Genomic DNA, 25864 nt, shown 5'->3' on the forward strand with positions numbered 1-25864 from the left:
GAAACCTTCACAGAGGTGCCTGGTTACGTGACCGGCGGGGAATCTAGTCTTCCGGCGTCATGGACTTCTGCCACCCGTGCCAACGGCACCTCAACGGCGCTTTGGCCTGCCCGGGATGTGGCGCACAGGCCCGGCACCCCGCCCCGCACGCGGACGCGGACGCGTCCGTCGCGCCCGGGTACGCGGGCGCGTACGGCCAGGAGGCCCACACCGGCGTTCCGGCCGGGCACGCGTACGCCGGTCCGGGCGGGCATCCCGCGGCCTACGCGGCCGAGTACCCCGGCGGTTTCGCCCACCAGGGCGCGGCGCAGGAGGTGCGCGTACCGCAGCAGGCCGGCGCCGCCGCGGTCCCGGACGCGTACACGTACGGGGGCGGGACCGGGCATCACGCGGGCGCGGACGGTCAGGCGGTCACGGGCCACCACCCCGAGCACGGCGGCCGGGGCGACGCGTACGACGCCCGCGAGGAGCACGCGGACCACGGCGGCGACCCCGGCCGCGACGGCGACGAGGGCGAGGCCGACGACCGGGACGGGTACGACGACGACCAGGAGGGCTCCGACGAGCCCGTGGGGCGGGCCGCCCGGCGTCAGTCGCGGGGCCGCGGCCGTGGGGGCGCCGCGGGCGGTGAGGCCGCCGGCGGTCCCGCCGTCGCCGACGCCAGCCGCCGGGACCGCAAGGCCGCCGCGCACCGGCGTCGCCGCCGCCGTACGGTGCTGATCGCCTCGGGGTTCGTGCTGGCCGCCGGCGGGCTGAGCCTCGCCGAACTCGGCACCGACGCCCCCTTCGCGCCCTTCTCGGGCGACACGTCGGCGTCGGCCGGGGACACCTCGGCCGACGGCGGCGGCGCCTCCGCGTCGTCCCCCGGCAGCACGGCGGCCCCCGCCCGCGGCGCCTCCGCCGGAACGACGGCGCCGAGCGCCTCGTCGTCCACCGGCCCCTCGGCGTCGGCGTCCGCCTCCGAGTCGCCGAAGGACAAGCCCTCCGAGTCGGCCGCCGCCGGCGACAAGGCGGAGCAGTCCGCCACCTCGGACGCCGGCACGGCGACCGCGGCCCCGCCGGCCCCGCCCTCGTCCCAGCCCAGCGACACCCCGACGGCCGACCCGACGACCTCGGACCCGACGCCCACCCCGTCCCCGACGAAGTCGTGCAACCGGTTCCTGTGGTGGTGCACCTAGGCCGTGTCCGCAGGGTAGCGACGCACGACCCGGGACCGGGGAAACCGGTCCGCGCCCGGCACGGTTGAGTCGAACGGGTGCCCCTCGCCGTACCGATCCGGGGAACGCCCGGTGCCGGAGCGGGCGCGAACGAGAGGGAGCGACGCGCGAGCGGCTCGGTCGAGGAGGGCGCATGACGCAGGCAACCCCCGTGCACGGCACGGTCGCCGAGGGCTACGAAGCGGTGCGCGAGGAGTTCGCCGCCTTCGTGGCGGAGGAACGGGACGACTACGAGGGCCAGTTGTGCGCGTACGTGCACGGCCGGCGGGTCGTCGACCTGTGGGCCGGCGAGGGCGCCGACGGGGACTCGCTGTACGGCGTGTTCTCGTCCACCAAGGGCGCCGCGCACCTCGTCGTCGCCCTGCTGGTGCAGGACGGCACGCTGGAGCTGGACCGCAGGGTCACGTACTACTGGCCGGAGTTCGGGGCCGAGGACAAGGGCGCGCTGACCCTGCGCGAACTGCTCGCGCACCGGGCCGGCCTGATCGGCACCGACACCGGGTTCAGCGCGGCCGAGCTGGCCGACGACCGGGCGCTGGCCGAACGCCTCGCCGACCAGCGGCCGTTCTGGCGGCCGGGCACGGCCTTCGGCTACCACGCCCTGGTGATCGGCGCGCTCACCGGCGAGATCGTCCGCCGCGCCACCGGGCGTACGCTCCAGGAGGTGTACGAGGAGCGGGTGCGGGTCCCGTGGGGACTGGACTTCCACCTGGGCCTGCCGGCCGCCCGCGAGAGCCGCTTCCGCACCACCGCGCCGATGCTGCCCACGCCCGGGCAGCAGGCGCTGCTCGACGCGCTGCCGAGCGGCCCGCACACCCTCGCCTCGATCGCCTTCAACCGCCACGCGCCGGAGCCGACCGACCTGGAGTCGCTGCCGAACGAGCGCGCGGTCCGGGCCCGGGGCCCGGCGTCGGTGGGCGGCGTCGCCTCGGCGCGCGGCCTGGCCGGGATGTACGCGGCGATGATCAGCGAGACCGGCGGCAGGGCGCCGCTGCTGAAGCAGGACACGGTCGCGGAGTTCGGACAGCCGCACTCCGTCGGGTACGACCTGGTGGCCCGGGCCCACAGGTCCTACGGCCTGGGCTTCCAGGCCACGGCCGACACCTGGCACCCCTTCCTGGGCGCCGGCGCGATCGGTCACAGCGGCGCCGCCGGCTGCCAGGCCTTCGCCGACCCCCGCAGCGGTCTCGCCTACGGCTACACCAGGCGCCGGTTCGCCTTCCCGGGCGGCTCCGCGCCGGAGAACGGGCGGCTGGCGGTGGCGGTGCACCGGGCGGCGCTGGCGAGCGGCTGACGCCGTGCGGGGCGGCGGCCGCATCCCACGTCCAAGGATGCGGCCGCCGCCCTGCGCAACGACCGTTACCGGGCCAGCGTCACGGTGACGTCGCCGCGCGTCGCCTTCGAGTACGGGCACACCTGGTGCGCCTTCTCGAGCAGCGCCCGCGCGGTGGCCTCGTCGGCGTTCGGGATGTCCGCGGAGATCTCCACGATGATCCCGAAGCCGTCCTCGTTCCGGCCGATCCCCACCTTGGCGGTGACGGTCGAGCCGGAGACGTCGGCGCCCTCCTGTCGGGCGACCACGCCGAGCGCGCCCTGGAAGCAGGCGCTGTAGCCGGCGGCGAACAACTGCTCCGGGTTGGTGCCGGCGCCGCTGCCGCCCATCTCCTTCGGCGGGTTCACGACGACGTCGAGCCTGCCGTCGTCGGTGGCGACGCGGCCGTCGCGGCCGTTCTCGGCGGTGGCGACGGCCGTGTACAGGACGTCGGACTGCTGTATGGGCATGGCGGTGTCTTCCTCCTCGGTCCGCCGCGACTCGCGCCCACGATCGACGGCGGATTTCGGAATGAAGCTACCGCATGCCGGAAAGTCCGGGCCAGGTCAGAGCTTGACGATCATCTTCCCGGTGTTGTCGCCGCGCAGGACCCCGAGGAACGCCTCCAGGTTGTTCTCGATGCCCTCGACCACGGTCTCGCGGTACTTCAGCGCGCCCGAGGCGACCCAGGGGCCGACCTCCTGGACGAACTGCGGCTGCAGGTCGTAGTGGTCGCCGACCAGGAAGCCCTCGATGCGGCCGCGGGTCTGGATGAGGCGGGCCAGATTGCGCGGGCCGGGGGCCGGCTCGGTGTTGTTGTAGACGGAGATCATGCCGCAGACGGCGATCCGGCCGCCCAGGTTCAGCGACCCGATCGCGGCCTCCAGGTGCTCGCCGCCGACGTTGTCGAAGTACACGTCGACGCCGTCCGGGGCGGCCGCGCGCAGCTGCTCGCTCACCGGGCCGTCCTTGTAGTTGAAGGCGGCGTCGAAGCCGTACTCCTCCGTCAGCAGCCGGACCTTCTCCGCGGAGCCGGCCGAGCCGATGACCCGCGAGGCGCCCTTCAGCTTCGCGATCTGCCCGACCTGGCTGCCGACCGCGCCCGCCGCGCCGGACACGAAGACGCTGTCGCCCTCCTTGAAGGAGGCGGTGCGCAGCAGACCCGCGTACGCGGTCAGGCCGGTCATGCCGAGCACGCCGAGGTACGTCGACAGCGGAGCGGCTTCGGGGTCGACCTTCACGGCGCTCTTCGCGTCCACGGCCGCGTACTCGCGCCAGCCGCCGAAGTGCAGGACGTGGTCGCCGACCGCGATGCCCTCGGCCTCGGAGGCGACGACCTCGCCGACCGCGCCGCCCTGCATGACCTTGTTCAGCTCGAACGGGGCGGCGTACGACTTGGCCGCCGACATCCGGCCGCGCATGTAGGGGTCCACGGAGAGGTACTCGTTGCGCACCAGCACCTGGCCCTCGCCGGGGGTCGGGACGGGCGTCTCGACCAGGGCGAAGTCCTCGGGCTTCGGCCAGCCGACCGGACGGCTGAGCAGGTGCCACTCGCGGTTGATCATGGGGGGTCGCCTTTCATTTACTTCAGTACCTGAAACAACAATGGGCCTGAATATTTCATGATGTCAAGTAACCGGGTATCCTGGGCGGCATGGCCACACCACCGAATACCCGCCGTCCCGACGAACTGACCATGGAGGTCGTCGAGCTGATCGGGGACGTCGTGGCCCGCTTCTACGCGGACTACGAGGAGGCGGCGGCCGCCCACGCGCTGACCGGCCCCCAAGCGCGCCTGCTCAGCCTGCTGTCGCTGGAGCCGCTGCCGATGCGCAAGCTCGCCCAGCGGCTGAAGTGCGAGCCGTCGAACGTGACCGGGATAGTCGACCGCCTGGAGTCCCGGGGCCTGGCGGAGCGCCGCCCCGACCCCGCGGACCGCCGGGTGAAGCTGGCCGCCGCCACCGACGAGGGCCGCAGGGTCGCCCGGGACCTGCGCGAGGGCCTGCGCTTCGCCCGTGAGCCCCTCGCCGGGCTCTCCGCCGAGGAGCGGCGGTCCCTGCGGGACCTGCTGCGGCGGATGCTGGACGCCTGAGTCCCAGTAAAGTCTTCGCCATGCGCGATCTCGGGGTGGGTTTCGGTTATCTCGTGGCGGGCCAGCGCTGGGTCGCCCGGCACGGCCGCCAGTTCGGCTTCGGCCTGCTGCCGGGTCTGATCACGCTGGTCCTCTACGCGGCGGCGCTGGTCGTGCTCGCCGTATGGGGCCAGGACGCGGTCGGCTGGGCCACCCCGTTCGCCGACGACTGGGCGAGCCCCTGGCAGGGCCTCTTCCGCGGCCTTCTGACGGTCGTCCTGTTCGCCCTGGGCCTGCTGCTGGCCGTCCTCACCTTCACGGCCCTCACCCTGCTGATCGGCCAGCCCTTCTACGACAGCCTCTCGGAGAAGGTCGACGAGGACGTCTCGCCCGACGGCACGGCGCCCGAGTCGGGCCTGCCGCTCTGGCGCGAGCTGTGGACATCCGCCCGGGACAGCCTCCGGATCCTCGTCCGGGCCCTGCTGTGGGGCGTGCTGCTCTTCGCCGCCGGCTTCCTGCCCGTCGTCGGCCAGACGGTCGTCCCGGTCATCGGCTTCTTCGTCACCGGGTTCTTCCTCACCGAGGAACTGACCGCCATCGCCCTCCAGCGCCGCGGCGTCGAACTGCGCGCCCGCCTCGCCCTGCTCCGCTCCCGCAAGACCCTGGTCTGGGGGTTCGGCACCCCGCTCGGCCTGGCCTTCCTGCTCCCGGTCGTCGCGGTCTTCCTCATGCCGGGCGCGGTGGCCGGCGCCACCCTCCTCGCCCGGGACCTCCTGGACGAGGAGAGCGCCGACCCCGCCCCCGCCGAGACCACCGAACCGATCTCTTCCTGAACCCCGCTCGGCCTGTCGCCGCGCGGGTCGCCGGGCCATACTGCCGGGCGTGAAGACAGCGAAGGCCGTGAATCTCGTCGTGCTCTTCCTCCTCGAACTGGCGGTCCTCGGCGCCGTTCTGTACTCGGGGATCACCTACGGCGGCACGGCCGGCCTCCTCTTCGGCATCTGCGGGACGGGGCTGCTCGCCGAGTCGTGGGGGCTCTTCGCGTCACCGAGGGCGCGGTTCAAGCTCCACGGCACGGCCCGCCTCGTCTTCGAACTGTTCTGGTTCGGCGCGGGGGCGGCCGCGCTGTACGCCGCCGGGGCCCACGCCTGGGCGGCCGTCCTCGCCCTGGTGTGCGTGGCGAGCAAATGCCTGGCCCAGGCCCGGGAGGCGTGACGCGGCGGAGGCCTGGCCGTTTGTGAAGGGTTCGTACGGGATCGCTCCGAGGGCGGTCATCGTGCGCCCCGCAGGGGCCGGGAGGATTAACGTCGGGACCGGGACAAGTCCCCCGTGGGCAGCCCCGGCCCGGAAACCTGACCTCCGGACCGGGGCTCGTCCCCCGTATCAGCGCGCCGAGAAGCCGTACACCGTCTCGGACCGGAACACCTCGCCCGGCCGCAGCACGGTCCCCGGGAACTCCGGGCGGTTTGGGGAGTCGGGGAAGTGCTGGGTCTCCAGGGCGACCCCCTCGCCGGGCGCGAAGGGCGCGGCCAGGTGGTCGGCGGTGTAGAACTGCAGCCCCGGCTCGGTCGTGGCCACGGTGAGCACCCGCCCGGACCCCGGGTCGTACAGCTCGGCCACCTCCTCGGCGGCCTCCGTCACGCCCTTGTCCAGCACGAAGTTGTGGTCGTAGCCGGAACCGACCTCACGGGCCGCGCGGAAGTCGAAGCGGGAGCCGGAGACGTCCCGCAGCTCACCGGTGGGGATCAGGTCCGCGTCCACCGGGGTGTACCGGGAGGCGGCGAGCCGCAGTTCGTGCCCGCCCGTGGGACCGGAGCCGCCGAGGTTCCAGTACGCGTGGTTGGTGAGGTTGAGGACGGTCGGCGCGTCCGTCACGGCCTCGTAGGCGATCCGCAGCGCCCCGGAGCCGTCCAGCGTGTACGTCACGGACACCTCCAGACGGCCCGGGAAGCCCTCCTCGCCGTCCGGGCTCACCCGGCGCAGCCGGACGCCGTCCCCGGCCGGCTCCGCCTCCCACACCCGCTTGTCGAACCCGCGCTCCCCGCCGTGCAGACAGTTCGGCCCGTCGTTCACCGGCAGCGCGTACGCCCGGCCGTCCAGCGCGAAGCGCCCGCCCGCGATCCGGTTGGCGTACCGCCCGACCAGAGCGCCGAGATAGGGCTCCGGATGCTCCAGATAGCCCTCGACCCCGGGGAATCCCAGCACCACGTCGGCCGTACGCCCGTCCCGGTCCGGAACCTCGACCGACTGCACGATCCCGCCGTACGACAGCACCCGCACCCGTACCCCGGCGCGCTCCAGCGTCCAGCGGTGCACCGGTGAGCCGTCGGGAAGTGTGCAGAAAAGTTCGCTCATGTGGGAAACCCTAGTCAGGGTCTCCGCGCGGTGACAGTGCGGTACGCGATCTCCGCAAGCCGCGCCTGGCCGTCGCGGCTCGGATGGAACCAGTCCCAGCGGCTGAGCTGGTCGGTGCCGAAGCGGAAGTCGAACACCGCGCCGTCGTCGAAGCGGCAGCGGCGGTCCTTGGCGCACACGGCCCGCAGCGTCGCGTTGTAGTCCTCCACCCGCTGCTGCACCTTCTCCCGGCGCCGCGTGGCCGCGCCGGACAGGTCGTCGGGCTCGGCCAGCATCGACGGGCAGATGCCCAGCCGCCACACCTGCTTGCCCAGCGGGTTCGTCCGGCCCTGTACCCACAGCCGCAGCAGGTTCGGCACGCTCGCCACGTACACCTGCGTCCGGGGCAGCGCCGTCCGCAGCCTGGCCAGCGACGCCTCGAAGTCCGCCCGGAAGTCCGCCACCGGGGTCATCGCCGACACCGACGCGCGGCAGGCGTCGTTCGCGCCGATCATCACCGTCACCAGCTGGGGCCGCCCGGCGATCGCGCCGGCCATCTGCCCCGGCAGGTCGGACATCCGGGCGCCCGTCACCGCGTAGTTGCGGCTGCGCTCCGCCGCGCCCCGCGCTCCCAGCAGCCGCACCGCCAGGCTGTCGACCGCCGCGTCACTGCCCGTCGCCCACGACACCTCAGGGCAGTCGGAGAGCACCGTGCACGCGTCGAAGCCCCGGGTGATGGAGTCGCCGACCGCGGCGATCGAGTCCGGGCTGCGGTCCCACACAGGCGCCGGCCGGGCCGAGGGCCGGGCGGACGGCGTGCCCGGGGCCTTCTTGCCCTCGGCCCCGCCACCGCCGAAGGCGTCACACCCCGTCAGGGCCAGGACGGCCGCCGTCATCACGGCGACGGCGACCCGCGCCCGGTGGCCTCGCTCGCGCATGTGGCTGCTCCCCTCGCTCGACGGTGCGGTGCTCCCTCCCATGACAACGCGCGAAGGTTCCCGAACCGGGGACCCGGGAACGCCGCACCCCCGTACAAGCGTCCCCCTGGGTGAATGGCACGGGTTTCCTGGCACCGGGACCGACGGTACGTCACACTCCTTGCCCCGCCGCAGGGTAGCCTCGCCATCAACGCGGCCATCGCGCCTGGGCCGCCCCGCCAGTCCGCAAGATGTCCCGCTCTGCCCGGAGGTTCCGGTGACGACACGTGGAGTTCTGTACGTGCACTCCGCGCCGCGCGCGCTGTGCCCGCACGTCGAGTGGGCCGTCGCCGGGGTGCTCGGCACGCGCGTCAGCCTCGACTGGATCCGGCAGCCCGCGGCCCCCGGCACCTGGCGCTCGGAGTTCTCCTGGCAGGGCGAGGCCGGCACCGCCTCCAAGCTGGCCTCCGCCCTGCGCGGCTGGCACCTGCTGCGCTTCGAGGTCACCGCCGAGCCCTGCGCCACCGCGGAGGGCGAGCGCTACAGCTGCACCCCCGACCTCGGCATCTTCCACGCGGTCACCGGCATACACGGCGACATCCTCATCCCCGAGGACCGGCTGCGCGCGGCGCTGACGCGTTCCCAGCGCGAGGAGACCGACCTGGAGGCGGAGATCGCCAAGCTCCTCGGCAAGCCCTGGGACGACGAACTCGAGCCGTTCCGCTACGCGGGCGAGGGAGCGCCGGTGCGCTGGCTGCACCAGGTGGTCTGAGCCCCTGCGGGACCCGCACACGCACGAAGGAGCCCCCACCGGCCGGTGGGGGCTCCTCACATGTGTTCTCAGACGGTCCGGAAGGCCAGGACCACGTTGTGCCCGCCGAAGCCGAACGAGTCGTTCAGCACGGCGATCCGCCCCTCGGGCAGCTCGCGGGCCTCACCGGTCACCACGTCCGCGTCGACCTCGGGGTCGAGGTTCGACACGTTGATGGTCGGCGGAGCCGTGCGGTTCACCAGCGCCAGGATCGACGCCACGGTCTCGATGCCGCCCGCGCCGCCGAGCAGGTGACCCGTCATCGACTTGGTGGCGGAGATGGCCATGTGGTCGACGTCGTCGCCGAACACCTTGCGCAGCGCCTTGATCTCGGCGACGTCGCCCTGCGGCGTCGACGTGGCGTGCGCGTTCACGTGCACGATCTCGGCCGGCTTCAGGTCCGTGTTGTCGAGCAGGTTCTGCAGCGCCTGCGCGATGCCGTTGCCGGACGGCTCCGGCTGCGTGATGTGGTGGCTGTCGGCGGAGATGCCCTGCCCGACCGCCTCGACGTAGATCCGGGCGCCGCGGGCCTTCGCGTGCTCCTCGGACTCCAGGATGACCACACCGGCGCCCTCGCCGAGCACGAAGCCGTCACGGCCCGAGTCGTAGGGACGCGAGGCGCCCTCGGGGTCGTCGTTGTTCTTGGACATCGCCATCATGTTGCCGAAGGCGGCGATGGGGAGCGGGTGGATGGCGGCCTCGGTGCCACCGGCCACGACCACGTCCGCACGCCCGGTGCGGATCATCTCGATCGCGTACCCGATGGCCTCCGCGCCGGAGGCGCAGGCCGACACGGGGGTGTGCACACCGGCGCGGGCGCCCAGCTCGATGCCGACGTTGGCCGCCGGGGAGTTGGGCATCAGCATCGGCACGGTGTGCGGGGAGACGCGGCGTACGCCCTTCTCCTTGAGCACGTCGTACTGGTCCAGGAGGGTCGTCACGCCGCCGATGCCGGAGGCGATGACCGCACCGAGACGGTCGGGGTTGACGGACGCGTCCTCACCGGCCTTGGCGGTGAAACCGGCGTCCTTCCAGGCCTCCTGAGCGGCGATCAGCGCGAACTGCGCGGACCGGTCCAGCTTGCGGGCCTGCGGGCGGGGGATGATCTCGCCGGGCTCCACGGCGATCTGCGCGGCGATGCGGACCGGCAGCTCGGCCGCCCACTCCTGCTCGAGCGGGCCGACACCGGACTTGCCGGCGACCAGGGCCTCCCAGAACGAGGCTGCGTCGCCACCCAGCGGTGTGGTTGCGCCGATACCGGTGACGACCACGGTGCGATTGGTCGGGCTCACGGGAATTCTTTCTCCAACGGAAAACGGGATTCTACGGCGCCACCGCCGGGTGGCGGGGCCTAGCAGCCTGACGGCCTAAGGGGTGACTCAGGCCTGGTGCTTGAGGATGTAGTCGGTGGCGTCACCGACGGTCTTGAGGTTCTTGACGTCCTCGTCCGGGATCTTCACGTCGAAGCGCTCCTCGGCGGCGACGACGACCTCGACCATGGACAGCGAGTCGACGTCCAGGTCGTCGGTGAAGGACTTGTCCAGCTGGACGTCCTCGGTGGGGATCCCGGCGATCTCGTTCACGATCTCGGCGAGACCGGCGACGATCTCTTCCTGAGTGGCGGCCATGTCAGGCGCTCCTTCTTCGATAATCCAGACGGTTTGTGGCAGTTGTGCACCGCGCCGGAAGCAAGATCCGGCACGGAGTGCCTAGGGGAGGGTAACGACAGTGGCGGCGTAGACGAGACCCGCCCCGAATCCGATGACGAGCGCGGTGTCGCCGCTCTTCGCCTCCCCGGTGGCCAGGAGCCGCTCCATCGCGAGCGGGATCGAGGCGGCCGAGGTGTTGCCGGTGGTGCGGATGTCACGGGCGACCGTGACGTGCTCCGGCAGCTTCAGCGTCTTCACCATCGAGTCGATGATCCGCACGTTGGCCTGGTGCGGAATGAAGACGTCCAGGTCGTCCGGGCTGATTCCGGCCGCGTCCAGCGCCTGCTGGGCGACCTTCGCCATCTCGAACACGGCCCAGCGGAACACCGCCTGGCCCTCCTGCGTGATCGCAGGGAACTTGACGTTGCCCTCCCTGTCGAGGGGCAGCTCGGCGAGGTCGCCGACCCGGAAGCGGTCCCAGGAGACCGTCTGCTTGATGGTGCCGGCCTTGTCGCCCTCGGAGCCCCACACGGTCGGGCCGATGGCCGGCTCCTGCGAGGGGCCGACGACGACCGCGCCGGCGCCGTCGCCGAACAGGAAGGCCGTGGCGCGGTCCTCCAGGTCGGTGAGGTCGCTGAGCCGCTCCACGCCGATGACGAGCACGTACTCGGCGGAACCCTCCACCACCATGCCCTTGGCGAGGGTCAGGCCGTAGCCGAAGCCCGCGCAGCCGGCCGAGATGTCGAAGGCGGCGGCCTTGTTCGTGCCCAGCTTGTCGGCGATCTCGGTGGCGACGGCCGGGGTCTGGCTGAAGTGCGAGACGGTCGAGACCACCACGGCGCCGATCTGCTCGGCGTCGATGCCGGAGTCGGCGATCGCCTTGCCGGCCGCCTCGACGGACATCGCGGCGACCGTCTCGTCCGGGCCCGCCCAGTGCCGGGTCTCGATGCCGGAGCGCGAACGGATCCACTCGTCGGACGAGTCGATCCTCTCCAGGATCACCTCGTTCGGCACCACACGGGTCGGCCGGTAACCGCCGACGCCGAGGATGCGCGCGTACGGGGCGCCCTTGCTGGGCTTGATCTTCGACATGGGTCTTGGGCTCCTTGTCAGGCGCTCGCCGCGTCAGCGGCAGGTGTCGCAGTCTCGGCGATGAGCGTGCGGGCCGCGTCGAGGTCGTCGGGGGTCTTCAGGGCGAGCGTGCGCACGCCGGGCAGCGCGCGCTTGGCGAGACCGGTCAGCGTGCCGCCGGGGCACACCTCGATGAGCGCGGTGGCGCCCAGCTCCTTGAACGTCTCCATGCACAGGTCCCAGCGCACCGGGTTGGCGACCTGGCCGACCAGCCGGTCCAGCACCTCGGCGCCGGAGGCGACCTGGCGGCCGTCCTTGTTGGAGACGTAGGGGACCTTCGGGTCGGCGGGCGCCAGCCGCGCCGCGGCCTCGGCCAGCGCCTCCACGGCGGGGGCCATGTGACGCGTGTGGAAGGCGCCAGCCACCTTCAGCGGGACGACCTTGCGGACTCCCTCGGGCTTGTCCTCGGCCAGCGCGGCGAGCTGCTCCAGCGTGCCGGCGGCGACGATCTGGCCCGCGCCGTTGATGTTCGCCGGGGTCAGGCCCAGCTTCTCCAGATGCGCGACGGAGGTCTCGGGGTCGCCGCCGAGCAGCGCCGACATGCCGGTCTCGGTGATCGCGGCGGCCTCGGCCATCGCCAGTCCGCGGCGGCGGACGAGGCCGAGCGCCGCGGTGTCGTCCAGGACGCCCGCGAAGGCGGCGGCGGTGATCTCGCCCACGCTGTGGCCGGCGACCGCGCCGGGCGCGATCTCCGCCGTGTCACCCAGTGCCATGGCGGACAGGAGCCCGGCGGCGACCAGCAGCGGCTGCGCCACCGCGGTGTCGCGGATGGCGTCCGCGTCGGCCTGGGTGCCGTAGTGGACCAGGTCGAGGCCGATGGCGTCCGACCACGCGGCGACGCGGTCCGCGGCACCGGGGAGTTCGAGCCAGGGAGTCAGGAAGCCGGGCGTCTGGGCGCCCTGGCCGGGAGCGACGAGTACGAGCACTCTCACACTCTCTCTTGTCGACGGCCGAAGCCGCCCGTGGGGACAGGGACGAAGAACACGTAGGGGTTTTGTGGGCCCCCCACAAAACCCTAGGCCTGGGGTTCACCGTCGGCCAGACGCCCCAGGATCAGGGCGATCCGCAGCGTGAACGCGGATCGTACATCCGAGGGCGACCATCCGGTGACGTCTGTCACACGTCGGAGCCGGTAGCGCACGGTGTTCGGGTGAACGAACAGCATCCTGGCCGCGCCCTCCAGGCTGCTCGCCTGCTCCAGGTAGACACTCAGGGTCTCCAGCAGTGCCGAGCCCGCTTCCTCCAGTGGTCTGTAGATCTCCTCCACCAGCTGCTCGCGCGCGCCCGGATCGCCGGCGATGGCGCGCTCCGGCAGAAGATCGTCCGCCAGGACCGGCCGCGGCGCGTCCTGCCAGGCGAAACACGCCTTCAGCCCCGCCGCCGCGGCCTGCGCGGACCGGGTGGCGGCCAGCAGGTCGGGCACGACGGGCCCGGCGACGACCGGCCCGGCGGCGTACGGCCCGATCAGCGACTTGGCCACGCCGAGCGGATTGGGGCTGCCGCCGGCGATCACCACGAGCCGGTCCCCGAGCACGCCCGTGAGCACCTGCAGCTTGGCGTGGCGGGCGGCGCGCCGTATGGCCTCGACGGTCAGCTCGCTGTCCCCGTCGGGCGCGGTGCCGAGCACGACGCACACGTGGTCGGGGGAGTTCCAGCCGAGCGCGGCGGCCCGGCTGACGGCGCCCTCGTCGGCCTCGCCGCTGAGCACGGCGTTGACCACCAGCGACTCCAGCCGCGCGTCCCAGGCACCGCGTGCCTCGGCGGCCTGGGCGTACACCTGGGCGGTGGCGAACGCGATCTCGCGGGCGTAGACGAGCAGCGCCTCGCGCAGCACGCTCTCGTCCCCGGGGGCCGCCACCTCGTCGATGGCGGACTCCATCACCTCGATGGTGGTCCGCACCATCTCCACGGTCTGCCGCAGCGTGATGGCCCGGGTCAGCTCGCGGGGCGCGGTCCCGAAGACGTCCGTGGAGATGGCCTGCGGCGCGTCCGGGTGCCGGAACCACTCGGTGAACGCGGCGATGCCCGCCTGTGCCACGAGCCCGATCCAGGAACGGTTCTCCGGCGGCATGGCCCGGTACCACGGCAGGGTCTCGTCCATGCGCGCGATGGCCTGCGCGGCGAGATTCCCGGAGGACTTCTCCAGCCGTTTCAGGGTCGCGGAGTGCGGGTGGACGGCGTGCGCTGCGGGTCCGCCGCTGCGGGTTACGGGTTCGGGCACGGGGACAAGACTGCCTTATCGGGACGGGACCATGCGTCGGCGGGGTGCCGCGCGCGGTCTACGGTGGTGCCTGTGATGGACGTACGGCGCGCCGCCGAGCGCTACCGCGGAGGGGACGAGGGGGCCGGGATCGCCACCCGCCACGCCTTCTCCTTCGGCCCGCACTACGACCCGGACAACCTGCGCTTCGGCGCGGTGATCGCCTGCAACGAGGAGCGGCTCGCCCCCGGCACCGGCTTCGACGAGCACCCGCACAGCCACACCGAGATCGTGACGTGGGTGGTCGAGGGCGAACTGACCCACCGTGACTCCACGGGCCATGAGACGAAGGTACGCCCCGGCGACGTCCAGCACCTCGCCGCCGCGGCGGGCGTCCGGCACGTGGAACGCAACGACGGCCCGCTGCCGCTGACCTTCCTCCAGATGTGGCTGGCCCCGCTGGAGCCGGGCGGCGACCCGTCCTACGACGTCGTCCGCGGCATCGCCGACTCCACCCCGTACGCCCTCCCGGCCGCCGGCGCGATGCTCCACGTCCGCCGCCTGAAGGCGGGGGAGCGGACGGCGGTCCCGGACGCGCCCCGGGTGTACGTCCACGTGGTCCGGGGCGAGATCACGCTGGCGGAGGAAGGGCTGGGCGCGGGCGACTCGGCCCGGATCACCGACGCCGGGGAACTGGACGCCGTCGCGACCACGGCGGCGGAACTGCTGCTGTGGGAGATGCCCTGACCGCCGCCGGTCGAGGGCATGCGGAACGCCCCCGGCCGGCTCCGGCGGATCTCAGCCCCGCAGGTCCGCCAGCACCGCGTCCGTGAACACCGGCCAGACCTCCGCGGCCCAGGGCCCGAAGGCGCGGTCGGTGAGGGCCACGCAGGCCGCCTCCGCGTCCGGGTCGATCCACAGGAACGTACCGGACTGCCCGAAGTGCCCGAAGGTCCGAGGGGACGAGGAACCACCCGTCCAGTGCGGCGACTTGGAGTCCCGGATCTCGAAGCCGAGCCCCCAGTCGTTGGGGTTCTGGTGACCGTAGCCGGGCAGCACGCCCTTCGTGCCCGGGTACTGCACCGTCATCGCCTCGGCGACGGTGCGCGGGTCCAGCAGTCGCGGCGCCTGGATCTCGGCGGCGAACCGCAGCAGGTCCGCGACCGTGGACACGCCGTCCTTCGCCGGGGAGCCGTCCAGAGCCGTCGACGTCATCCCCAGCGGCTCCAGCACCGCCTGCCGCAGGTACTCGGCGAACGGGATCTCCGTCGCCTCGGCGACATGGTCGCCGAGCTGCTCGAACCCCGCGTTGGAGTAGAGCCGCCGCTCCCCGGGCGGAGCCGTCACCCGGTGCTCGTCGAAGGCCAGCCCGGAGGTGTGCGCGAGCAGATGGCGGACCGTGGCGCCGGGCGGGCCGGCCGGCTCGTCCAGCTCGATCGCGCCCTCCTCGTAGGCGACGAGCACGGCGTAGGCCGCCAGCGGCTTGGTGACCGAGGCGAGGGGGAACCGCTGCCCGGCCGGGCCGTGGGTGCCCACGACCGTGCCGTCCGCGCGGACCACGCCCGCCGCGGCGGCGGGAACCGGCCAGTTCTCGATCGACGCCAGGCTGTTCAACGACATGGGGCCGAGCCTATGCGCTCAGAGCCACAGCTCCAGCAACGGGTCGGGCTTGGGCCGGAAGCCGAGCGAGGCGTACAGCGGCGCGCCCGCCGAGGACGTGGTGAGCTGCACCCGGTCGGCGCCGCGCTCACGGAACCAGCCGAGGAGCGCGTCCATGCACGCGCGCGCGAAGCCGCGTCGGCGGGCGTCCGGGTCGGTGGCGACGCTGAAGACGTACCCGACGGTGCCGAGCGGGTTGGCCGCCCGGCCGATCCGGTAGTCCAGCGTGCCCGCCACCAGCGCGGCCAGCGCCCCCGGCCGCTCCGGATGGTCCACGACGAAGGCCGCGAATTCCCCCTCCGGCTCCGCGAGCCTCGCCCGCAGCACGGGCAGGGACTCGGCGTGCCAGTCGGTGGACCGGTCGGCGTGGGCCATCGAGTCGATCATGACCTGGCGCAGCCGCAGCACTTCCGCTGCGTCCTCGGGCTCGGCCCGGCGTACGAGACTCATGCCGCGCACGCTAGCCACCGCACCCCCGGCCCGTCGCGCCGTTTTCCCCACACCCCTTTCTCACCGGAGCCGCTTGCCTTGAGTGCACTCCAAGGCCATAGCGTTGGGGGCATGACGGTGATGCAGACCACGCCGGCGGCCGCCGGGCGGGCAACCCCCGCCGACATCTGCGCCGCCCCGCCCCGGCGCCACCCCCGCCCCGAGGGCGAGGACCACTACACGATCAGCGAGGTCGTCGCCTTCACCGGTCTGACCGCGCACACGCTGCGCTGGTACGAGCGGATCGGCCTGATGCCGCACGTCGACCGCTCGCACACCGGCCAGCGCCGCTACAGCAACCGGGACCTGGACTGGCTGGAGTTCGTGAACAAGCTCCGGCTGACCGGCATGCCGGTGGCCGACATGGTCCGCTACGCGGAGCTGGTGCGGGAGGGCGAGAGTACCTACGCCGAACGCCAGGAACTGCTCGAGTCGACCCGCCGGGACGTGCTGGCCCGGATCGCGGAACTCCACGACACCCTGGCGGTCCTGGACCGCAAGATCAGCTTCTACGCCACCGAGCGCTGAGTCCCCGCCCGCGCGGGACCGCTACAGCTCGGCCAGCAACTCGGCCTTCTTCGAGGTGAACTCCTCGTCGGTGACCAGCCCGGCGCTGTGCAGTTCGCCGAGATGCCGGATGCGCTCGGCGATGTCGGCCGGGTCCCGCCGGGCCGGCACCGGCGCCACCGGCACCGGTCCGCGGGTCCGCAGCGCCGCGAGAACGGCGGCGGCGAACGGCAGGGACTCGTGCACCGGTCCGTACCCGAGACCGAAGACGACGGCCGCCGGATCCTGGTCGGGCTGCGCGGGACGGGTGGAACCGCCCTCGCGGGGTACCAGGCGCAGATGCCCCTCGAAGACCTCCGGCGAGCGCCACTCCACCGCGCTGAGGCTGGAGACCGGCCAACTCTGGTCCCCTGCCTTCCACTTCGCCGAGGACGCACCCGTCCAGGACCAGCGGAACCGCACGGTGGTCCCGTCGAAGGTCGCCTTGCCGTCGTACGCCTTGAACTGCAGCGGGGCCTCGGGGGCGGCCACCAGCCAGCGCTCGGCGGGTTCCGGCCCGTTCCCGGCCAGCAGCGGCTTCAGTTCGTCGGCGTAGTACTCGGCGAGGGTCGCCCGCTCGGCCGGCAGCACCAGCCGGTAGGGGTCGGAGCCCTCCCGCAGTTGCCCGGCCGCCGCGTCCATCAGCGGATCGGCGCCGGGGCGCGGCCGCAGCCGCAGTACGACGGAGCCGCGCTTGCCGGGGGTGAGGGTCACCTCCTCGACCGCGGCCAGCGGAACGCGCCGCTCGCCCAGCGCCTGGAACAGTCTGGGTGTCCGGATCCCCCGTTCGTAACGGATGAGCACGGAGTCGGACTCGAACTCCCATACGGCATGAAAACCCGCCAGTACGTCACCCATGCGGCTCATCGTATGCGGCACGTGCTCCTCCGTCGCCACCCGCGCAGACCGCACTTCCTGCTGTTTCTACGCGCGTCCGGCCGTCGTCGTGCGGGGCAGACCCGCCCTGCAGGCATCGTCTTCGCGTGCGCACGTCACCGCGTCGTACGCGCCGACGCCGACGTGCGCGAGGTTGCGCAGGCTGTCCGTGCCCGGCTGGAAGTAGCCGCTGTGGCCCTGCGCGTCCCGGGCCGCGAGGACCCGCGCGCCGAACGCCGAGGACACCGGGTCGGCGCCGTGGCCCAGCCCGCCGAGCTCCAGGTACGGCACGTCCTGCACCCAGTCGCTGGCGTCCCGCATCGCCCACACCCGGGCCGAGGTGCCGAGGCGGGAGGCGCTCCCGGCGCGCATGCCGGGGCTCGCCGCCACCGCCAGGTCGGCCACCCGGGCCGGCATGGCGTGCGCGGCCACCCCGCAGACCACCGAGCCGTAGCTGTGGCAGAACATCGACACCGGCGCCCGGCCGGGCAGGCCGCGCAGCAGCGCGTTCAGACGGACGGCGCCCTCCTCGGCGCGCAGCCCGGTGGCGGCGTCCACACCGAGCCCGTCCGGTGCGGTGTAGTCGGCCCACGCGATCACGGCCGTGCGCGTCGCCGGGCTCTCCTCCCGCTCGGCCGCGTACAGCGCCTTGGCCATCCCGACCGGCGCGCTGTACTTGCGGTACGTCCGCTGGAAGGTGAGCAGGTCGGTGTCGACGCCGGGGACGACGACCGAGATCCGGTCGGCCTTGGTCAGGCTGCCGAACACCTCCGCGACCCGGCCCGAGCCGGCGGGGTCGAAGGCGAGGATGTGCCGGCCGGGACGCATCAGCGCCTCGTAGCGCTCCATCCGCTGGCCCGCGTCCTGCTGTCCCGCCCTGCTGATCCGGTTGTCGCGCATGCGCTCGCGCTCCACCGCACGCGCCTGGCCCAGCGCGATGCGGTTCGCGCGGTAGCGCAGCGCGGCGGGGGCGCCGTTCATGTTGCCGACCGCCAGGGGGTAGCGGTGGGCCAGCCGGCCGCGCTCGTGCGGGGTGAGCGAGGCGAAGAACCGGGCGAGGCGCGCGGGAGCCGCATCGGGGTCCGGCAGGTGCGCCCCGCGCAGCGTGCCGTGCTCCCACTTCTCCAGTGAGTGCTGCAGCGCGGTCGGCTCCCGGTGGGTGCGCATGGCCGTCCAGCCGGTGGTCGCGAGCATCACGAACACCACGGACAGCGCCAGCAGGGCGCGCCAGAGGTTGAGAGGCGGGGAGGTGTCGAAGGAAGTCACTGGGAGGACACACTAGGAGAACGGGAGGGTCTCGGGGTAACCGAGTGATGGGTATCACGTTTCGGTAACCGTCGAACGCTCCCGAGACGTCCTCAGCCCGTACGCCAGTTACCGGTGAGCGCCGAGCCCAACTGGTCCAGGTACGACGCGGTCAGACGCCGTATCGCCTCCAGGCTGAAGTCGTCGCCCGTGCACCACTGCCGTTCGGTGACCCTCATCACCCCGCCGAACACGGCCACCGCCAGCCGCGGCCGCGGGTCGGCGTCCACGTCGACGCCCTCCCGCTCGGCGAGCAGCCGCGCGATCGTCTCCTCGGTGGCCACGGAGCGCCGCAGATGGGCGGCGAGCAGCGCGGGCGTCGACTCGATCGTCCGGTACATCCGCAGGTACAGCTCCACCGGGACGACCGAGTCGACGGTCTCCCGTATCGCCTCCCAGCCCTCCAGGACCGCCTGCCGCAGCGCCTCCATCGGCGCCTCGTGCGCCGGCCTCGCCCGTACGGCCGCCACGAAGAGCGCCTCCGTCATCTCCTGGACGGCGAAGGCCACCTCCTCCTTGCCGGCGAAGTATCGGAAGAAGGTGCGCTGCGAGACGTCGACTGCCTCCGCTATCTCGTCGACGGTGGTGTGCTCGTAACCCTGCGTGGTGAACAGTTCGAGAGCGGCCCGCAGCAGCGCCTCCCGAGTACGCCGCTTCTTGCGGTCGCGCAGCGTCTCCATGGGCCCTCTCCCGTGCGATGTCCTTCCAGCTCAGGCTATGCGCTGGTGTCGTGTCAGTTACCGACAGGTGAATTGGTTTGTCAATTGTCAGTGACTGACACTAGCCTCGAAGGTATGACTAGTCAGACCACCATCGACACGACGGGGCCGGGGGACCGGGCATCGGCCGACCCGTCGGGGCCGGCCCCGGCCGCGGGGCTGCGCGGCCACCCATGGCTCACCCTCATCACCGTCGCCGTAGGCGTCATGATGGTGGCCCTCGACGGCACCATCGTGGCCATCGCCAACCCGGCCATCCAGAAGGACCTCGGCGCGAGCTTCGCCGACGTCCAGTGGATCACCAACGGCTACTTCCTCGCCCTCGCGGTCTCCCTGATCACCGCGGGCAAGCTGGGTGACCGCTTCGGCCACCGGCAGACCTTCCTGATCGGCGTCACCGGCTTCGCCGCCGCCTCGGGCGCCATCGGCCTGTCGCACAGCATCGCCGCGGTCGTCACCTTCCGCGTCTTCCAGGGCCTCTTCGGCGCGCTGCTGATGCCGGCCGCGCTCGGCCTGCTGCGCGCCACCTTCCCGGCCGAGAAGCTGAACATGGCGATCGGCATCTGGGGCATGGTCATCGGCGCCTCCACCGCGGGCGGCCCGATCCTCGGCGGCGTCCTCGTCGAGCACGTCAACTGGCAGTCCGTGTTCTTCATCAACGTGCCGGTCGGCGTCCTCGCGCTGCTGCTGGGCCTGCTGATCCTGCTGGACCACCGCGCCAAGAACGCGCCGCGCTCCTTCGACCTGCCGGGCATCGCGCTGCTGTCCGGCGCGATGTTCTGCCTGGTCTGGGCGCTCATCAAGGCGCCGACCTGGGGCTGGGGCGACGTCAAGACGTGGGGCTTCATCGGCGCCTCGGCGCTGCTGTTCGTCCTGTTCGCGGTCTGGGAGACGCGGGTCGCCGAGCCGCTGATCCCGCTGGGCATGTTCCGCTCGGTCCCGCTGTCCGCGGGTGTCGTCCTGATGGTCCTGATGGCGATCGCCTTCATGGGCGGTCTGTTCTTCGTGACGTTCTACCTCCAGAACGTCCACGGCATGAGCCCCATCGACGCGGGCCTGCACCTGCTCCCGCTGACCGGCATGATGATCGTCGGCTCCCCGCTCGCGGGCGCCGCCATCACCAAGCTCGGCCCGCGCATCCCGCTGGCCGGCGGCATGGCGGCCACCGCCATCGCCATGTACGGCATGTCGACGCTGAAGGCCGACACCGGCAGCGGCCTGATGTCGGTCTGGTTCGCCCTGCTGGGCTTCGGCCTCGCGCCGGTCATGGTCGGCGCCACCGAGGTGATCGTGGGCAACGCGCCCATGGAGCTGTCCGGTGTGGCGGGCGGTCTGCAGCAGGCCGCCATGCAGATCGGCGGCAGCCTCGGCACGGCTGTGCTGGGCGCCGTGATGGCCTCCCGGGTCGACAGCGAACTGCCGGGCAACTGGGCCGACGCGGGGCTGCCGAAGCTGACCCCGGAGCAGCTGGACCAGGCCTCCGAGGCGGTCCAGGTGGGCGTGCCGCCGGTGGCCAAGGGCATGCCGGAGGCTCTCGTCGCGAAGATCAGCGGCGTCGCCCACGACACCTTCATCTCCGGCATGAGCCTCGCCTCCCTGGTCGCGGCCGGCGTGGCGGCGTTCGCGGTGCTCGTCGCGCTGCTCACCAAGCGGGGCGAGAACGCGGAGGCGGGCGCGGGAGTCGGTCACATCTGACGTCCCGTTCCATGCCTGCTTCCGGCGGGGTTCGCTCATCAGGGTGACTCCGCTCAAGATCCCTCGCTCCCGGCGCGCGCCGCAGGTCACAGTGGGTCAGGTCCTCCGCAGGGCATGCGGGGACCGCCGGGCCGCGGCGCGCGCTGCTGGAGGGGGCAGCGCGCGCAGGTCTGCCCGAGGAAAACCGGGGTACCCGCCCGATGAGGCCGAACTGTCCAGGATGACCAGGGAGTTGATGATGGCTGGCTTCGGGCACGGAACGCGCGGGTACCCCCGGTCACGCGGCCGTTCGTGGCAGCGGACCGGGCCGGACCGCGCGACGCTCGGGATCATCGGAACCGTCTGCGCGGTCGCCGGATTCTTCGCACTGGGCATCATCCTCGGCCCGGTGGCGATGTTCTGCGGCTGGCAGTCCATGGGCCGCAAATGGTCCACCGACCGCAACATCCCGGCCGTGGTCGCCCTGGTCCTGGGCGCGATCGACACCCTGCTGTCCCTCATCGCCCTGGCAGGCGCGGCCACTTGGGGCCACGGCCTTCTCTGACCCGGCCCCACCCCGAACGCCCGCAGCCCCAAAGCTGCGGGCGTCGCCGTCCCCGGCCACGCAGCTGGGTACACACATGCCGTCAAGACCGGCGCCGACCCACATCCGGCTGACGGGCGCCGGGCCCGCCCTCAACTGCGGGCATGCGTGCCGCCAGGGTCAGCGCCCACCCGCAACCGGCTGACGGGCATCGAACCCGCCCCCACTGCGGGCACGCGTGCCGCCAGGGTCAGCGCCCACCCGCAACCGGCTGACGGGCACCGAGCCCGCCCCCACTGCGGGCATGCGTGCCGCCAGGGGCGGCACGGGTGGGCGCAGCGGCACCCCGCAAGCGCGGGCAAGCGAAACCCCGCGACGCCCACCGAGGCACGGGGCAACCAGCGAACCAGGCGAACCAAGCCCCACACTCACCGAGGCACCCGGCACCCAACGAACAAGACCCCGCCAAGCCCAGCAGCACCGGCAGCCAAGCCGACCCGGCCAACCGGCGGAGCCCCCCTCACCGCCGCTGCCCCTCCCGCTCCGCCGCCAGCCGAGCCACCTCCGCCCGCAGCGCCCGCACCTCCTCCGTCAGCGCGGCGATGGCCTCCGTCTGCCGCCGCTCCTCCACGTCGTCCTTCTCGAACCGCGAGATGAACCACGCCGCGATGTTCGCCGTCACCACACCGAGCAACGCGATCCCGGACAGCATCAGCCCGACCGCGATCATCCGTCCCAGCCCGGTGGTCGGCGCGTGATCCCCGTACCCCACCGTCGTCATCGTCGTGAAGGACCACCACACGGCGTCACCCAGCGTCCGGATGTTCCCGTCCGGCGACTCCCGCTCCACCGACAGCACCGCCAGCGACCCGAACATCAGCAGCCCGATCACCGACCCCACGACGTACGTCGTCAGCCGGATCTGCGGAGCCATCCGCGCCCGCCGCCCCACCAGCAGCAGCGTCGACACCAGCCGCAGCAGCCGGAGCGGCTGCAGCACCGGCAGCACCACCGCGCACAGATCGGGCCAGTGCCGGCGCACGAACTCCCCGCGCCGGGGAGCGAGCGCCAGCCGCATGAGGTAGTCCACCGCGAAGGCGCCCCACACCGCCCACTCCACCCCCGTGCACAGGGCCGTCAGCGAGTGGCCGGCTGAACCGTCCACGATGGGCACGGCGTAGGCGACGGCGAAGGCCACGGCCAGCGCCAGCAATGGCCGTTGGGTGAGCCGCTCCCACCGGGCCTGCGCCGCGTTCGTCTCCATGCCCGCATCGTAGGGAAGGCGGACGTGCGGGCGGCGCAGACTCCGGCTCCGCCGCCCTCATGCCCAAGCCCTGTCGCGGGCCGCGCGGTGCTACGCGTCGCCGCCCGCGGCCCCCGGGTCCGCCGCCGACACGTCCAGCAGCTGGTACCGGTCGATGGCCTGCTTCAGCACGGACCGGTCGACCTTGCCCTCCCGGGCCAGCTCGGTCAGCACCCCGACCACGATCGACTGCGCGTCGATGTGGAAGTACCGCCGGGCCGCGCCCCGGGTGTCGGCGAAGCCGAAGCCGTCCGCGCCGAGGGACTGGTACGTCCCCGGCACCCAGCGCGCGATCTGGTCCGGCACCGACCGCATCCAGTCGGACACGGCCACGAACGGCCCTTCCGCGCCGCTGAGCTTCCGCGTCACGTACGGCACCCGCTGCTCCTCCTCCGGGTGCAGCAGGTTGTGCTCCTCGCAGGCCACGGCCTCGCGCCGCAGCTCGTTCCACGAGGTCGCCGACCAGACGTCCGCCTTGACGTTCCACTCGTCGGCGAGGAGCCGCTGGGCCTCCAGCGCCCACGGCACCGCGACACCGGACGCCATGATCTGCGCCGGGATCGATCCGCCGGGGCCCTCGCTGAGCTTGTACACGCCCTTGACGATGCCCTCGACGTCCACGTTCGCCGGCTCGGCCGGGTGCCGGATGGGCTCGTTGTAGACGGTGAGGTAGTAGAAGACGTCCTCGCCGTGCGGGTGCTCGGCGTCGCCGCCGTACATCCGGCGCAGGCCGTCCTGCACGATGTGGGCGATCTCGTAGGCGTACGCCGGGTCGTAGGCCACGCACGCCGGGTTGGTGGAGGCGAGGAGCTGCGAGTGGCCGTCCGCGTGCTGCAGGCCCTCACCGGTCAGGGTCGTACGCCCCGCGGTCGCGCCCAGCACGAAACCGCGCGCGAGCTGGTCGGCCATCTGCCAGAACTGGTCGCCGGTGCGCTGGAAGCCGAACATCGAGTAGAAGACGTACACCGGGATCAGCGGCTCGCCGTGCGTGGCGTAGGCGGAGCCGGCCGCGATCAGCGAGGCCGTGCAGCCCGCCTCGGAGATGCCGTCGTGCAGCATCTGGCCGGTCGGCGACTCCTTGTAGGCGAGCAGCAGCTCGCGGTCCACCGACTCGTACTGCTGGCCGAGCGGGTTGTAGATCTTCGCGCTGGGGAAGAACGAGTCCATGCCGAACGTGCGGTACTCGTCCGGCGCGATCAGCACGAACCGCTTGCCGATCTCCTTGTCCCGCATGAGGTCCTTCAGCAGCCGCACGAACGCCATGGTCGTGGCGATGGACTGCTGACCGGTGCCCTTCTTCACGGTCGCGTACGCCTTGTCGTCCGGCAGCGCCAGCGGCTCCGAGCGGACGACCCGGGTCGGCACGTACCCGCCGCACTGCTGGCGCCGGTCGTGCATGTACTGGATCTCCTCGGAGTCGCGCCCCGGGTGGTAGTACGGCGGCGCGCCGGACTCCAGCTCCTTGTCGGAGATCGGCAGGTGCAGCCGGTCGCGGAAGCGCTTGAGGTCGTCGACCGTCAGCTTCTTCATCTGGTGCGTGGCGTTGCGGCCCTCGAAGTTCGGGCCCAGCGTCCACCCCTTGACCGTCTTGGCCAGGATGACCGTCGGCTGGCCCTTGTGCTCCACGGCCGCCTTGAACGCCGCGTAGATCTTCCTGTGGTCGTGACCGCCGCGGCCGAGCATCAGGATCTGGTGGTCGGTCATGTTCTCGACCATCGCGCGCAGCCGGTGGTCGTCACCGAAGAAGTGGTCGCGGATGTACGCGCCGGTCTCGGTCGCGTACGTCTGGAACTGGCCGTCCGGCGTGGTGTTCATCCTGTTGACCAGCACGCCGTCCCGGTCCTGCGCGAGCAGCGGGTCCCAGGAGCGGTCCCAGATCAGCTTGATCACGTTCCAGCCGGCGCCCCGGAAGACCGACTCCAGCTCCTGGATGATCTTCCCGTTGCCGCGCACCGGGCCGTCCAGGCGCTGCAGGTTGCAGTTGACCACGAAGGTCAGGTTGTCCAGGCCCTCGCGCGCGGCGATGCTGAGCTGGCCGAGCGACTCCGGCTCGTCCATCTCGCCGTCGCCGAGGAACGCCCACACGTGCGACTTGGAGGTGTCGGCGATGCCGCGCGCCTCCATGTACCGGTTCATCCGCGCCTGGTAGATCGCGCCGAGCGGGCCGAGGCCCATGGAGACCGTCGGGAACTCCCAGAAGTCCGGCATGGAGCGCGGGTGCGGGTAGCTGGACAGGCCGTCGGGGTACTTCGACTTCTCCTGCCGGAAGCCGTCCAACTGGCGCTCGGTGAGGCGGTCGAGCAGGTAAGCGCGCGCGTAGATGCCGGGGGAGGCGTGGCCCTGGAAGAAGACCTGGTCGCCGCCGTCCCCCTCGTCCTTGCCGCGGAAGAAGTGGTTGAAGCCCACGTCGTACAGCGAGGCGGAGGAGGCGAAGGTGGCGATGTGGCCGCCGACGCCGATGCCGGGGCGCTGGGCGCGCGAGACCATCACGGCCGCGTTCCAGCGGGTCGCGTTGAGGATCCTGCGCTCGATCTCCTCGTTGCCGGGGAAGAACGGCTCCGCCCGGGTGGGGATCGTGTTGACGTAGTCCGTGCTGCGCATCTCGGGCACGGCCACGCGCCGCTCGCGGGCCCGCTCGATCAGGCGGAGCATGAGGTACCGGGCCCGCTCCCGGCCGCGCTCGTCGACCGCGGCGTCGAGGGAGTCGAGCCACTCCTGGGTCTCTTCGGGATCGAAGTCAGGAACCTGACTCGGAAGGCCGCCAATGATGATCGGATTGCGATCGGATCCGGAAGCCACGCTGTTCCTTACCTGTCGGAGGGCCACTTCTTCACTCGTGCCTACACCGTTCCCCATCGTGTACCTCGGCAAGACGCACGTCACCTCTACCGTGGGGTAACCGGCACACGGGGCCGGTCAAAACGCAACGATACGCCCGGGGTGTGACAGGCTTGCCAAACTTGTTCGAGAGTCGTTTGACTGGATGATTCCGAATGGAACAAAGCGGGCACAAGCGTGTGATGTGGGTTGCGGCGAATCGGGATACGGTGCCAGGAGTTGCGCCGACACGGCCGGGATCGTCACCGTTTCGGCGGTCCGGACGGCCG

26 protein-coding genes are annotated in these 25864 nt (G+C 72.3%); 10 read left to right on the forward strand and 16 right to left on the reverse strand.

Annotated elements, in window-relative coordinates:
- Positions 1-59 precede the first annotated feature (59 nt).
- Complete coding sequence (locus ACFYU0_RS11335) at positions 60-1178, forward strand: hypothetical protein (protein WP_389299745.1); 1119 nt, start codon at positions 60-62, stop codon at positions 1176-1178.
- A gap of 172 nt (positions 1179-1350) precedes the next feature.
- A complete protein-coding gene (locus ACFYU0_RS11340; protein ID WP_389299748.1) occupies positions 1351-2511 on the forward strand; it encodes a serine hydrolase domain-containing protein in 1161 nt (386 codons plus the stop codon).
- A 65-nt stretch (positions 2512-2576) separates the two neighbouring features.
- On the opposite strand, the gene ACFYU0_RS11345 is transcribed toward ACFYU0_RS11340, so the two are convergent.
- Together ACFYU0_RS11345 and ACFYU0_RS11350 are read right to left on the reverse strand one after the other, a co-directional pair.
- Entirely contained in the window at positions 2577-2999 is a 423-nt protein-coding gene (locus ACFYU0_RS11345; RefSeq protein ID WP_351659776.1) for an organic hydroperoxide resistance protein, read from the reverse strand.
- Positions 3000-3095: 96 nt separating this feature from the next.
- Positions 3096-4094: an NADP-dependent oxidoreductase gene (locus ACFYU0_RS11350; RefSeq protein ID WP_351659779.1), complete on the reverse strand. Its 999-nt coding sequence runs from the start codon at positions 4092-4094 to the stop codon at positions 3096-3098.
- Between the two features lie 89 nt (positions 4095-4183).
- On the opposite strand from ACFYU0_RS11350, the gene ACFYU0_RS11355 reads away from it, so the two are divergent.
- From ACFYU0_RS11355 to ACFYU0_RS11365, 3 genes are read left to right on the forward strand one after another with little or no spacing between them, the layout of a single operon-like run.
- On the forward strand, positions 4184-4621 hold the full coding sequence (locus ACFYU0_RS11355) for a MarR family transcriptional regulator (protein ID WP_389299751.1): 438 nt from the start codon (positions 4184-4186) through the stop codon (positions 4619-4621).
- 20 nt (positions 4622-4641) lie between these two features.
- Complete coding sequence (locus ACFYU0_RS11360) at positions 4642-5433, forward strand: EI24 domain-containing protein (RefSeq protein ID WP_389299754.1); 792 nt, start codon at positions 4642-4644, stop codon at positions 5431-5433.
- Positions 5434-5482: 49 nt separating this feature from the next.
- Positions 5483-5815, forward strand: coding sequence for a YrdB family protein (locus ACFYU0_RS11365; protein ID WP_389299756.1), 333 nt, complete (start codon positions 5483-5485; stop codon positions 5813-5815).
- A gap of 168 nt (positions 5816-5983) precedes the next feature.
- Here the strand turns inward: ACFYU0_RS11365 and ACFYU0_RS11370 are convergent, their stop codons facing one another.
- Entirely contained in the window at positions 5984-6955 is a 972-nt protein-coding gene (locus ACFYU0_RS11370) for an aldose epimerase family protein (protein WP_351659791.1), read from the reverse strand.
- A 14-nt stretch (positions 6956-6969) separates the two neighbouring features.
- The gene (locus tag ACFYU0_RS11375; RefSeq protein ID WP_351659793.1) at positions 6970-7872 is read right to left on the reverse strand and encodes an SGNH/GDSL hydrolase family protein; all 903 of its coding nucleotides are present in this window, start codon (positions 7870-7872) and stop codon (positions 6970-6972) included.
- A gap of 256 nt (positions 7873-8128) precedes the next feature.
- On the opposite strand from ACFYU0_RS11375, the gene ACFYU0_RS11380 reads away from it, so the two are divergent.
- Positions 8129-8623 (forward strand): DUF3145 domain-containing protein, encoded by a 495-nt coding sequence (locus ACFYU0_RS11380; RefSeq protein ID WP_351659796.1) that lies wholly within the window; start codon positions 8129-8131, stop codon positions 8621-8623.
- Between the two features lie 68 nt (positions 8624-8691).
- On the opposite strand, the gene fabF is transcribed toward ACFYU0_RS11380, so the two are convergent.
- The 5 genes from fabF to ACFYU0_RS11405 form a co-directional block, all read right to left on the reverse strand.
- Positions 8692-9954, reverse strand: a complete 1263-nt coding sequence (gene fabF, locus ACFYU0_RS11385) for a beta-ketoacyl-ACP synthase II (protein ID WP_351659799.1) — start codon at positions 9952-9954, stop codon at positions 8692-8694.
- Between the two features lie 87 nt (positions 9955-10041).
- On the reverse strand, positions 10042-10290 hold the full coding sequence (locus tag ACFYU0_RS11390; RefSeq protein WP_018545314.1) for an acyl carrier protein: 249 nt from the start codon (positions 10288-10290) through the stop codon (positions 10042-10044).
- An 81-nt stretch (positions 10291-10371) separates the two neighbouring features.
- Positions 10372-11403, reverse strand: coding sequence for a ketoacyl-ACP synthase III (locus ACFYU0_RS11395; RefSeq protein WP_351659802.1), 1032 nt, complete (start codon positions 11401-11403; stop codon positions 10372-10374).
- Between the two features lie 17 nt (positions 11404-11420).
- Entirely contained in the window at positions 11421-12368 is a 948-nt protein-coding gene (locus tag ACFYU0_RS11400; protein ID WP_351659805.1) for an ACP S-malonyltransferase, read from the reverse strand.
- An 89-nt stretch (positions 12369-12457) separates the two neighbouring features.
- Positions 12458-13663: a helix-turn-helix domain-containing protein gene (locus ACFYU0_RS11405; RefSeq protein WP_351659808.1), complete on the reverse strand. Its 1206-nt coding sequence runs from the start codon at positions 13661-13663 to the stop codon at positions 12458-12460.
- 75 nt (positions 13664-13738) lie between these two features.
- On the opposite strand from ACFYU0_RS11405, the gene ACFYU0_RS11410 reads away from it, so the two are divergent.
- Positions 13739-14389, forward strand: coding sequence for a pirin family protein (locus ACFYU0_RS11410; protein WP_389299763.1), 651 nt, complete (start codon positions 13739-13741; stop codon positions 14387-14389).
- Between the two features lie 51 nt (positions 14390-14440).
- Here ACFYU0_RS11410 and ACFYU0_RS11415 read toward each other — a convergent pair whose 3' ends face one another.
- Together ACFYU0_RS11415 and ACFYU0_RS11420 are read right to left on the reverse strand one after the other, a co-directional pair.
- Positions 14441-15262 (reverse strand): serine hydrolase domain-containing protein, encoded by an 822-nt coding sequence (locus ACFYU0_RS11415; RefSeq protein ID WP_389299765.1) that lies wholly within the window; start codon positions 15260-15262, stop codon positions 14441-14443.
- An 18-nt stretch (positions 15263-15280) separates the two neighbouring features.
- On the reverse strand, positions 15281-15751 hold the full coding sequence (locus tag ACFYU0_RS11420) for a GNAT family N-acetyltransferase (protein WP_389299768.1): 471 nt from the start codon (positions 15749-15751) through the stop codon (positions 15281-15283).
- A 111-nt stretch (positions 15752-15862) separates the two neighbouring features.
- On the opposite strand from ACFYU0_RS11420, the gene ACFYU0_RS11425 reads away from it, so the two are divergent.
- Entirely contained in the window at positions 15863-16318 is a 456-nt protein-coding gene (locus ACFYU0_RS11425; protein ID WP_389299770.1) for a MerR family transcriptional regulator, read from the forward strand.
- 21 nt (positions 16319-16339) lie between these two features.
- Here the strand turns inward: ACFYU0_RS11425 and ACFYU0_RS11430 are convergent, their stop codons facing one another.
- The 3 genes from ACFYU0_RS11430 to ACFYU0_RS11440 form a co-directional block, all read right to left on the reverse strand.
- A complete protein-coding gene (locus tag ACFYU0_RS11430; RefSeq protein ID WP_351659821.1) occupies positions 16340-17194 on the reverse strand; it encodes a DUF4429 domain-containing protein in 855 nt (284 codons plus the stop codon).
- A gap of 66 nt (positions 17195-17260) precedes the next feature.
- Complete coding sequence (locus ACFYU0_RS11435) at positions 17261-18478, reverse strand: alpha/beta hydrolase (protein ID WP_389299774.1); 1218 nt, start codon at positions 18476-18478, stop codon at positions 17261-17263.
- A gap of 92 nt (positions 18479-18570) precedes the next feature.
- Complete coding sequence (locus tag ACFYU0_RS11440) at positions 18571-19197, reverse strand: TetR family transcriptional regulator (RefSeq protein ID WP_351659827.1); 627 nt, start codon at positions 19195-19197, stop codon at positions 18571-18573.
- Between the two features lie 114 nt (positions 19198-19311).
- On the opposite strand from ACFYU0_RS11440, the gene ACFYU0_RS11445 reads away from it, so the two are divergent.
- A complete protein-coding gene (locus ACFYU0_RS11445) occupies positions 19312-20931 on the forward strand; it encodes an MFS transporter (protein WP_351659830.1) in 1620 nt (539 codons plus the stop codon).
- Between the two features lie 235 nt (positions 20932-21166).
- The gene (locus ACFYU0_RS11450; protein WP_174266320.1) at positions 21167-21475 is read left to right on the forward strand and encodes a small hydrophobic protein; all 309 of its coding nucleotides are present in this window, start codon (positions 21167-21169) and stop codon (positions 21473-21475) included.
- A 499-nt stretch (positions 21476-21974) separates the two neighbouring features.
- Here the strand turns inward: ACFYU0_RS11450 and ACFYU0_RS11455 are convergent, their stop codons facing one another.
- The gene (locus ACFYU0_RS11455) at positions 21975-22718 is read right to left on the reverse strand and encodes a potassium channel family protein (RefSeq protein WP_351659833.1); all 744 of its coding nucleotides are present in this window, start codon (positions 22716-22718) and stop codon (positions 21975-21977) included.
- Between the two features lie 90 nt (positions 22719-22808).
- The gene (gene aceE, locus ACFYU0_RS11460) at positions 22809-25556 is read right to left on the reverse strand and encodes a pyruvate dehydrogenase (acetyl-transferring), homodimeric type (protein ID WP_351659836.1); all 2748 of its coding nucleotides are present in this window, start codon (positions 25554-25556) and stop codon (positions 22809-22811) included.
- Positions 25557-25864 lie beyond the last annotated feature (308 nt).

The organism is Streptomyces sp. NPDC003720, from assembly GCF_042875075.1.
Taxonomy (GTDB): domain Bacteria; phylum Actinomycetota; class Actinomycetes; order Streptomycetales; family Streptomycetaceae; genus Streptomyces.

Excerpts from the sequence above, each read along its gene's own strand:
- ACFYU0_RS11455 (WP_351659833.1), bottom strand. The coding sequence starts at position 22,718 with ATGGAGACGAACGCGGCGCAGGCCCGGTGGGAGCGGCTCACCCAACGG.
- ACFYU0_RS11430 (WP_351659821.1), bottom strand. The coding sequence starts at position 17,194 with ATGGGTGACGTACTGGCGGGTTTTCATGCCGTATGGGAGTTCGAGTCC.
- ACFYU0_RS11360 (WP_389299754.1), top strand. The coding sequence starts at position 4,642 with ATGCGCGATCTCGGGGTGGGTTTCGGTTATCTCGTGGCGGGCCAGCGC.
- ACFYU0_RS11335 (WP_389299745.1), top strand. The coding sequence starts at position 60 with ATGGACTTCTGCCACCCGTGCCAACGGCACCTCAACGGCGCTTTGGCC.
- ACFYU0_RS11425 (WP_389299770.1), top strand. The coding sequence starts at position 15,863 with ATGACGGTGATGCAGACCACGCCGGCGGCCGCCGGGCGGGCAACCCCC.
- ACFYU0_RS11345 (WP_351659776.1), bottom strand. The coding sequence starts at position 2,999 with ATGCCCATACAGCAGTCCGACGTCCTGTACACGGCCGTCGCCACCGCC.
- ACFYU0_RS11370 (WP_351659791.1), bottom strand. The coding sequence starts at position 6,955 with ATGAGCGAACTTTTCTGCACACTTCCCGACGGCTCACCGGTGCACCGC.
- ACFYU0_RS11445 (WP_351659830.1), top strand. The coding sequence starts at position 19,312 with ATGACTAGTCAGACCACCATCGACACGACGGGGCCGGGGGACCGGGCA.
- ACFYU0_RS11350 (WP_351659779.1), bottom strand. The coding sequence starts at position 4,094 with ATGATCAACCGCGAGTGGCACCTGCTCAGCCGTCCGGTCGGCTGGCCG.
- ACFYU0_RS11415 (WP_389299765.1), bottom strand. The coding sequence starts at position 15,262 with ATGTCGTTGAACAGCCTGGCGTCGATCGAGAACTGGCCGGTTCCCGCC.
- ACFYU0_RS11355 (WP_389299751.1), top strand. The coding sequence starts at position 4,184 with ATGGCCACACCACCGAATACCCGCCGTCCCGACGAACTGACCATGGAG.
- ACFYU0_RS11440 (WP_351659827.1), bottom strand. The coding sequence starts at position 19,197 with ATGGAGACGCTGCGCGACCGCAAGAAGCGGCGTACTCGGGAGGCGCTG.
- ACFYU0_RS11395 (WP_351659802.1), bottom strand. The coding sequence starts at position 11,403 with ATGTCGAAGATCAAGCCCAGCAAGGGCGCCCCGTACGCGCGCATCCTC.
- ACFYU0_RS11420 (WP_389299768.1), bottom strand. The coding sequence starts at position 15,751 with ATGAGTCTCGTACGCCGGGCCGAGCCCGAGGACGCAGCGGAAGTGCTG.
- ACFYU0_RS11410 (WP_389299763.1), top strand. The coding sequence starts at position 13,739 with ATGGACGTACGGCGCGCCGCCGAGCGCTACCGCGGAGGGGACGAGGGG.
- ACFYU0_RS11390 (WP_018545314.1), bottom strand. The coding sequence starts at position 10,290 with ATGGCCGCCACTCAGGAAGAGATCGTCGCCGGTCTCGCCGAGATCGTG.
- ACFYU0_RS11340 (WP_389299748.1), top strand. The coding sequence starts at position 1,351 with ATGACGCAGGCAACCCCCGTGCACGGCACGGTCGCCGAGGGCTACGAA.
- ACFYU0_RS11450 (WP_174266320.1), top strand. The coding sequence starts at position 21,167 with ATGATGGCTGGCTTCGGGCACGGAACGCGCGGGTACCCCCGGTCACGC.
- ACFYU0_RS11375 (WP_351659793.1), bottom strand. The coding sequence starts at position 7,872 with ATGCGCGAGCGAGGCCACCGGGCGCGGGTCGCCGTCGCCGTGATGACG.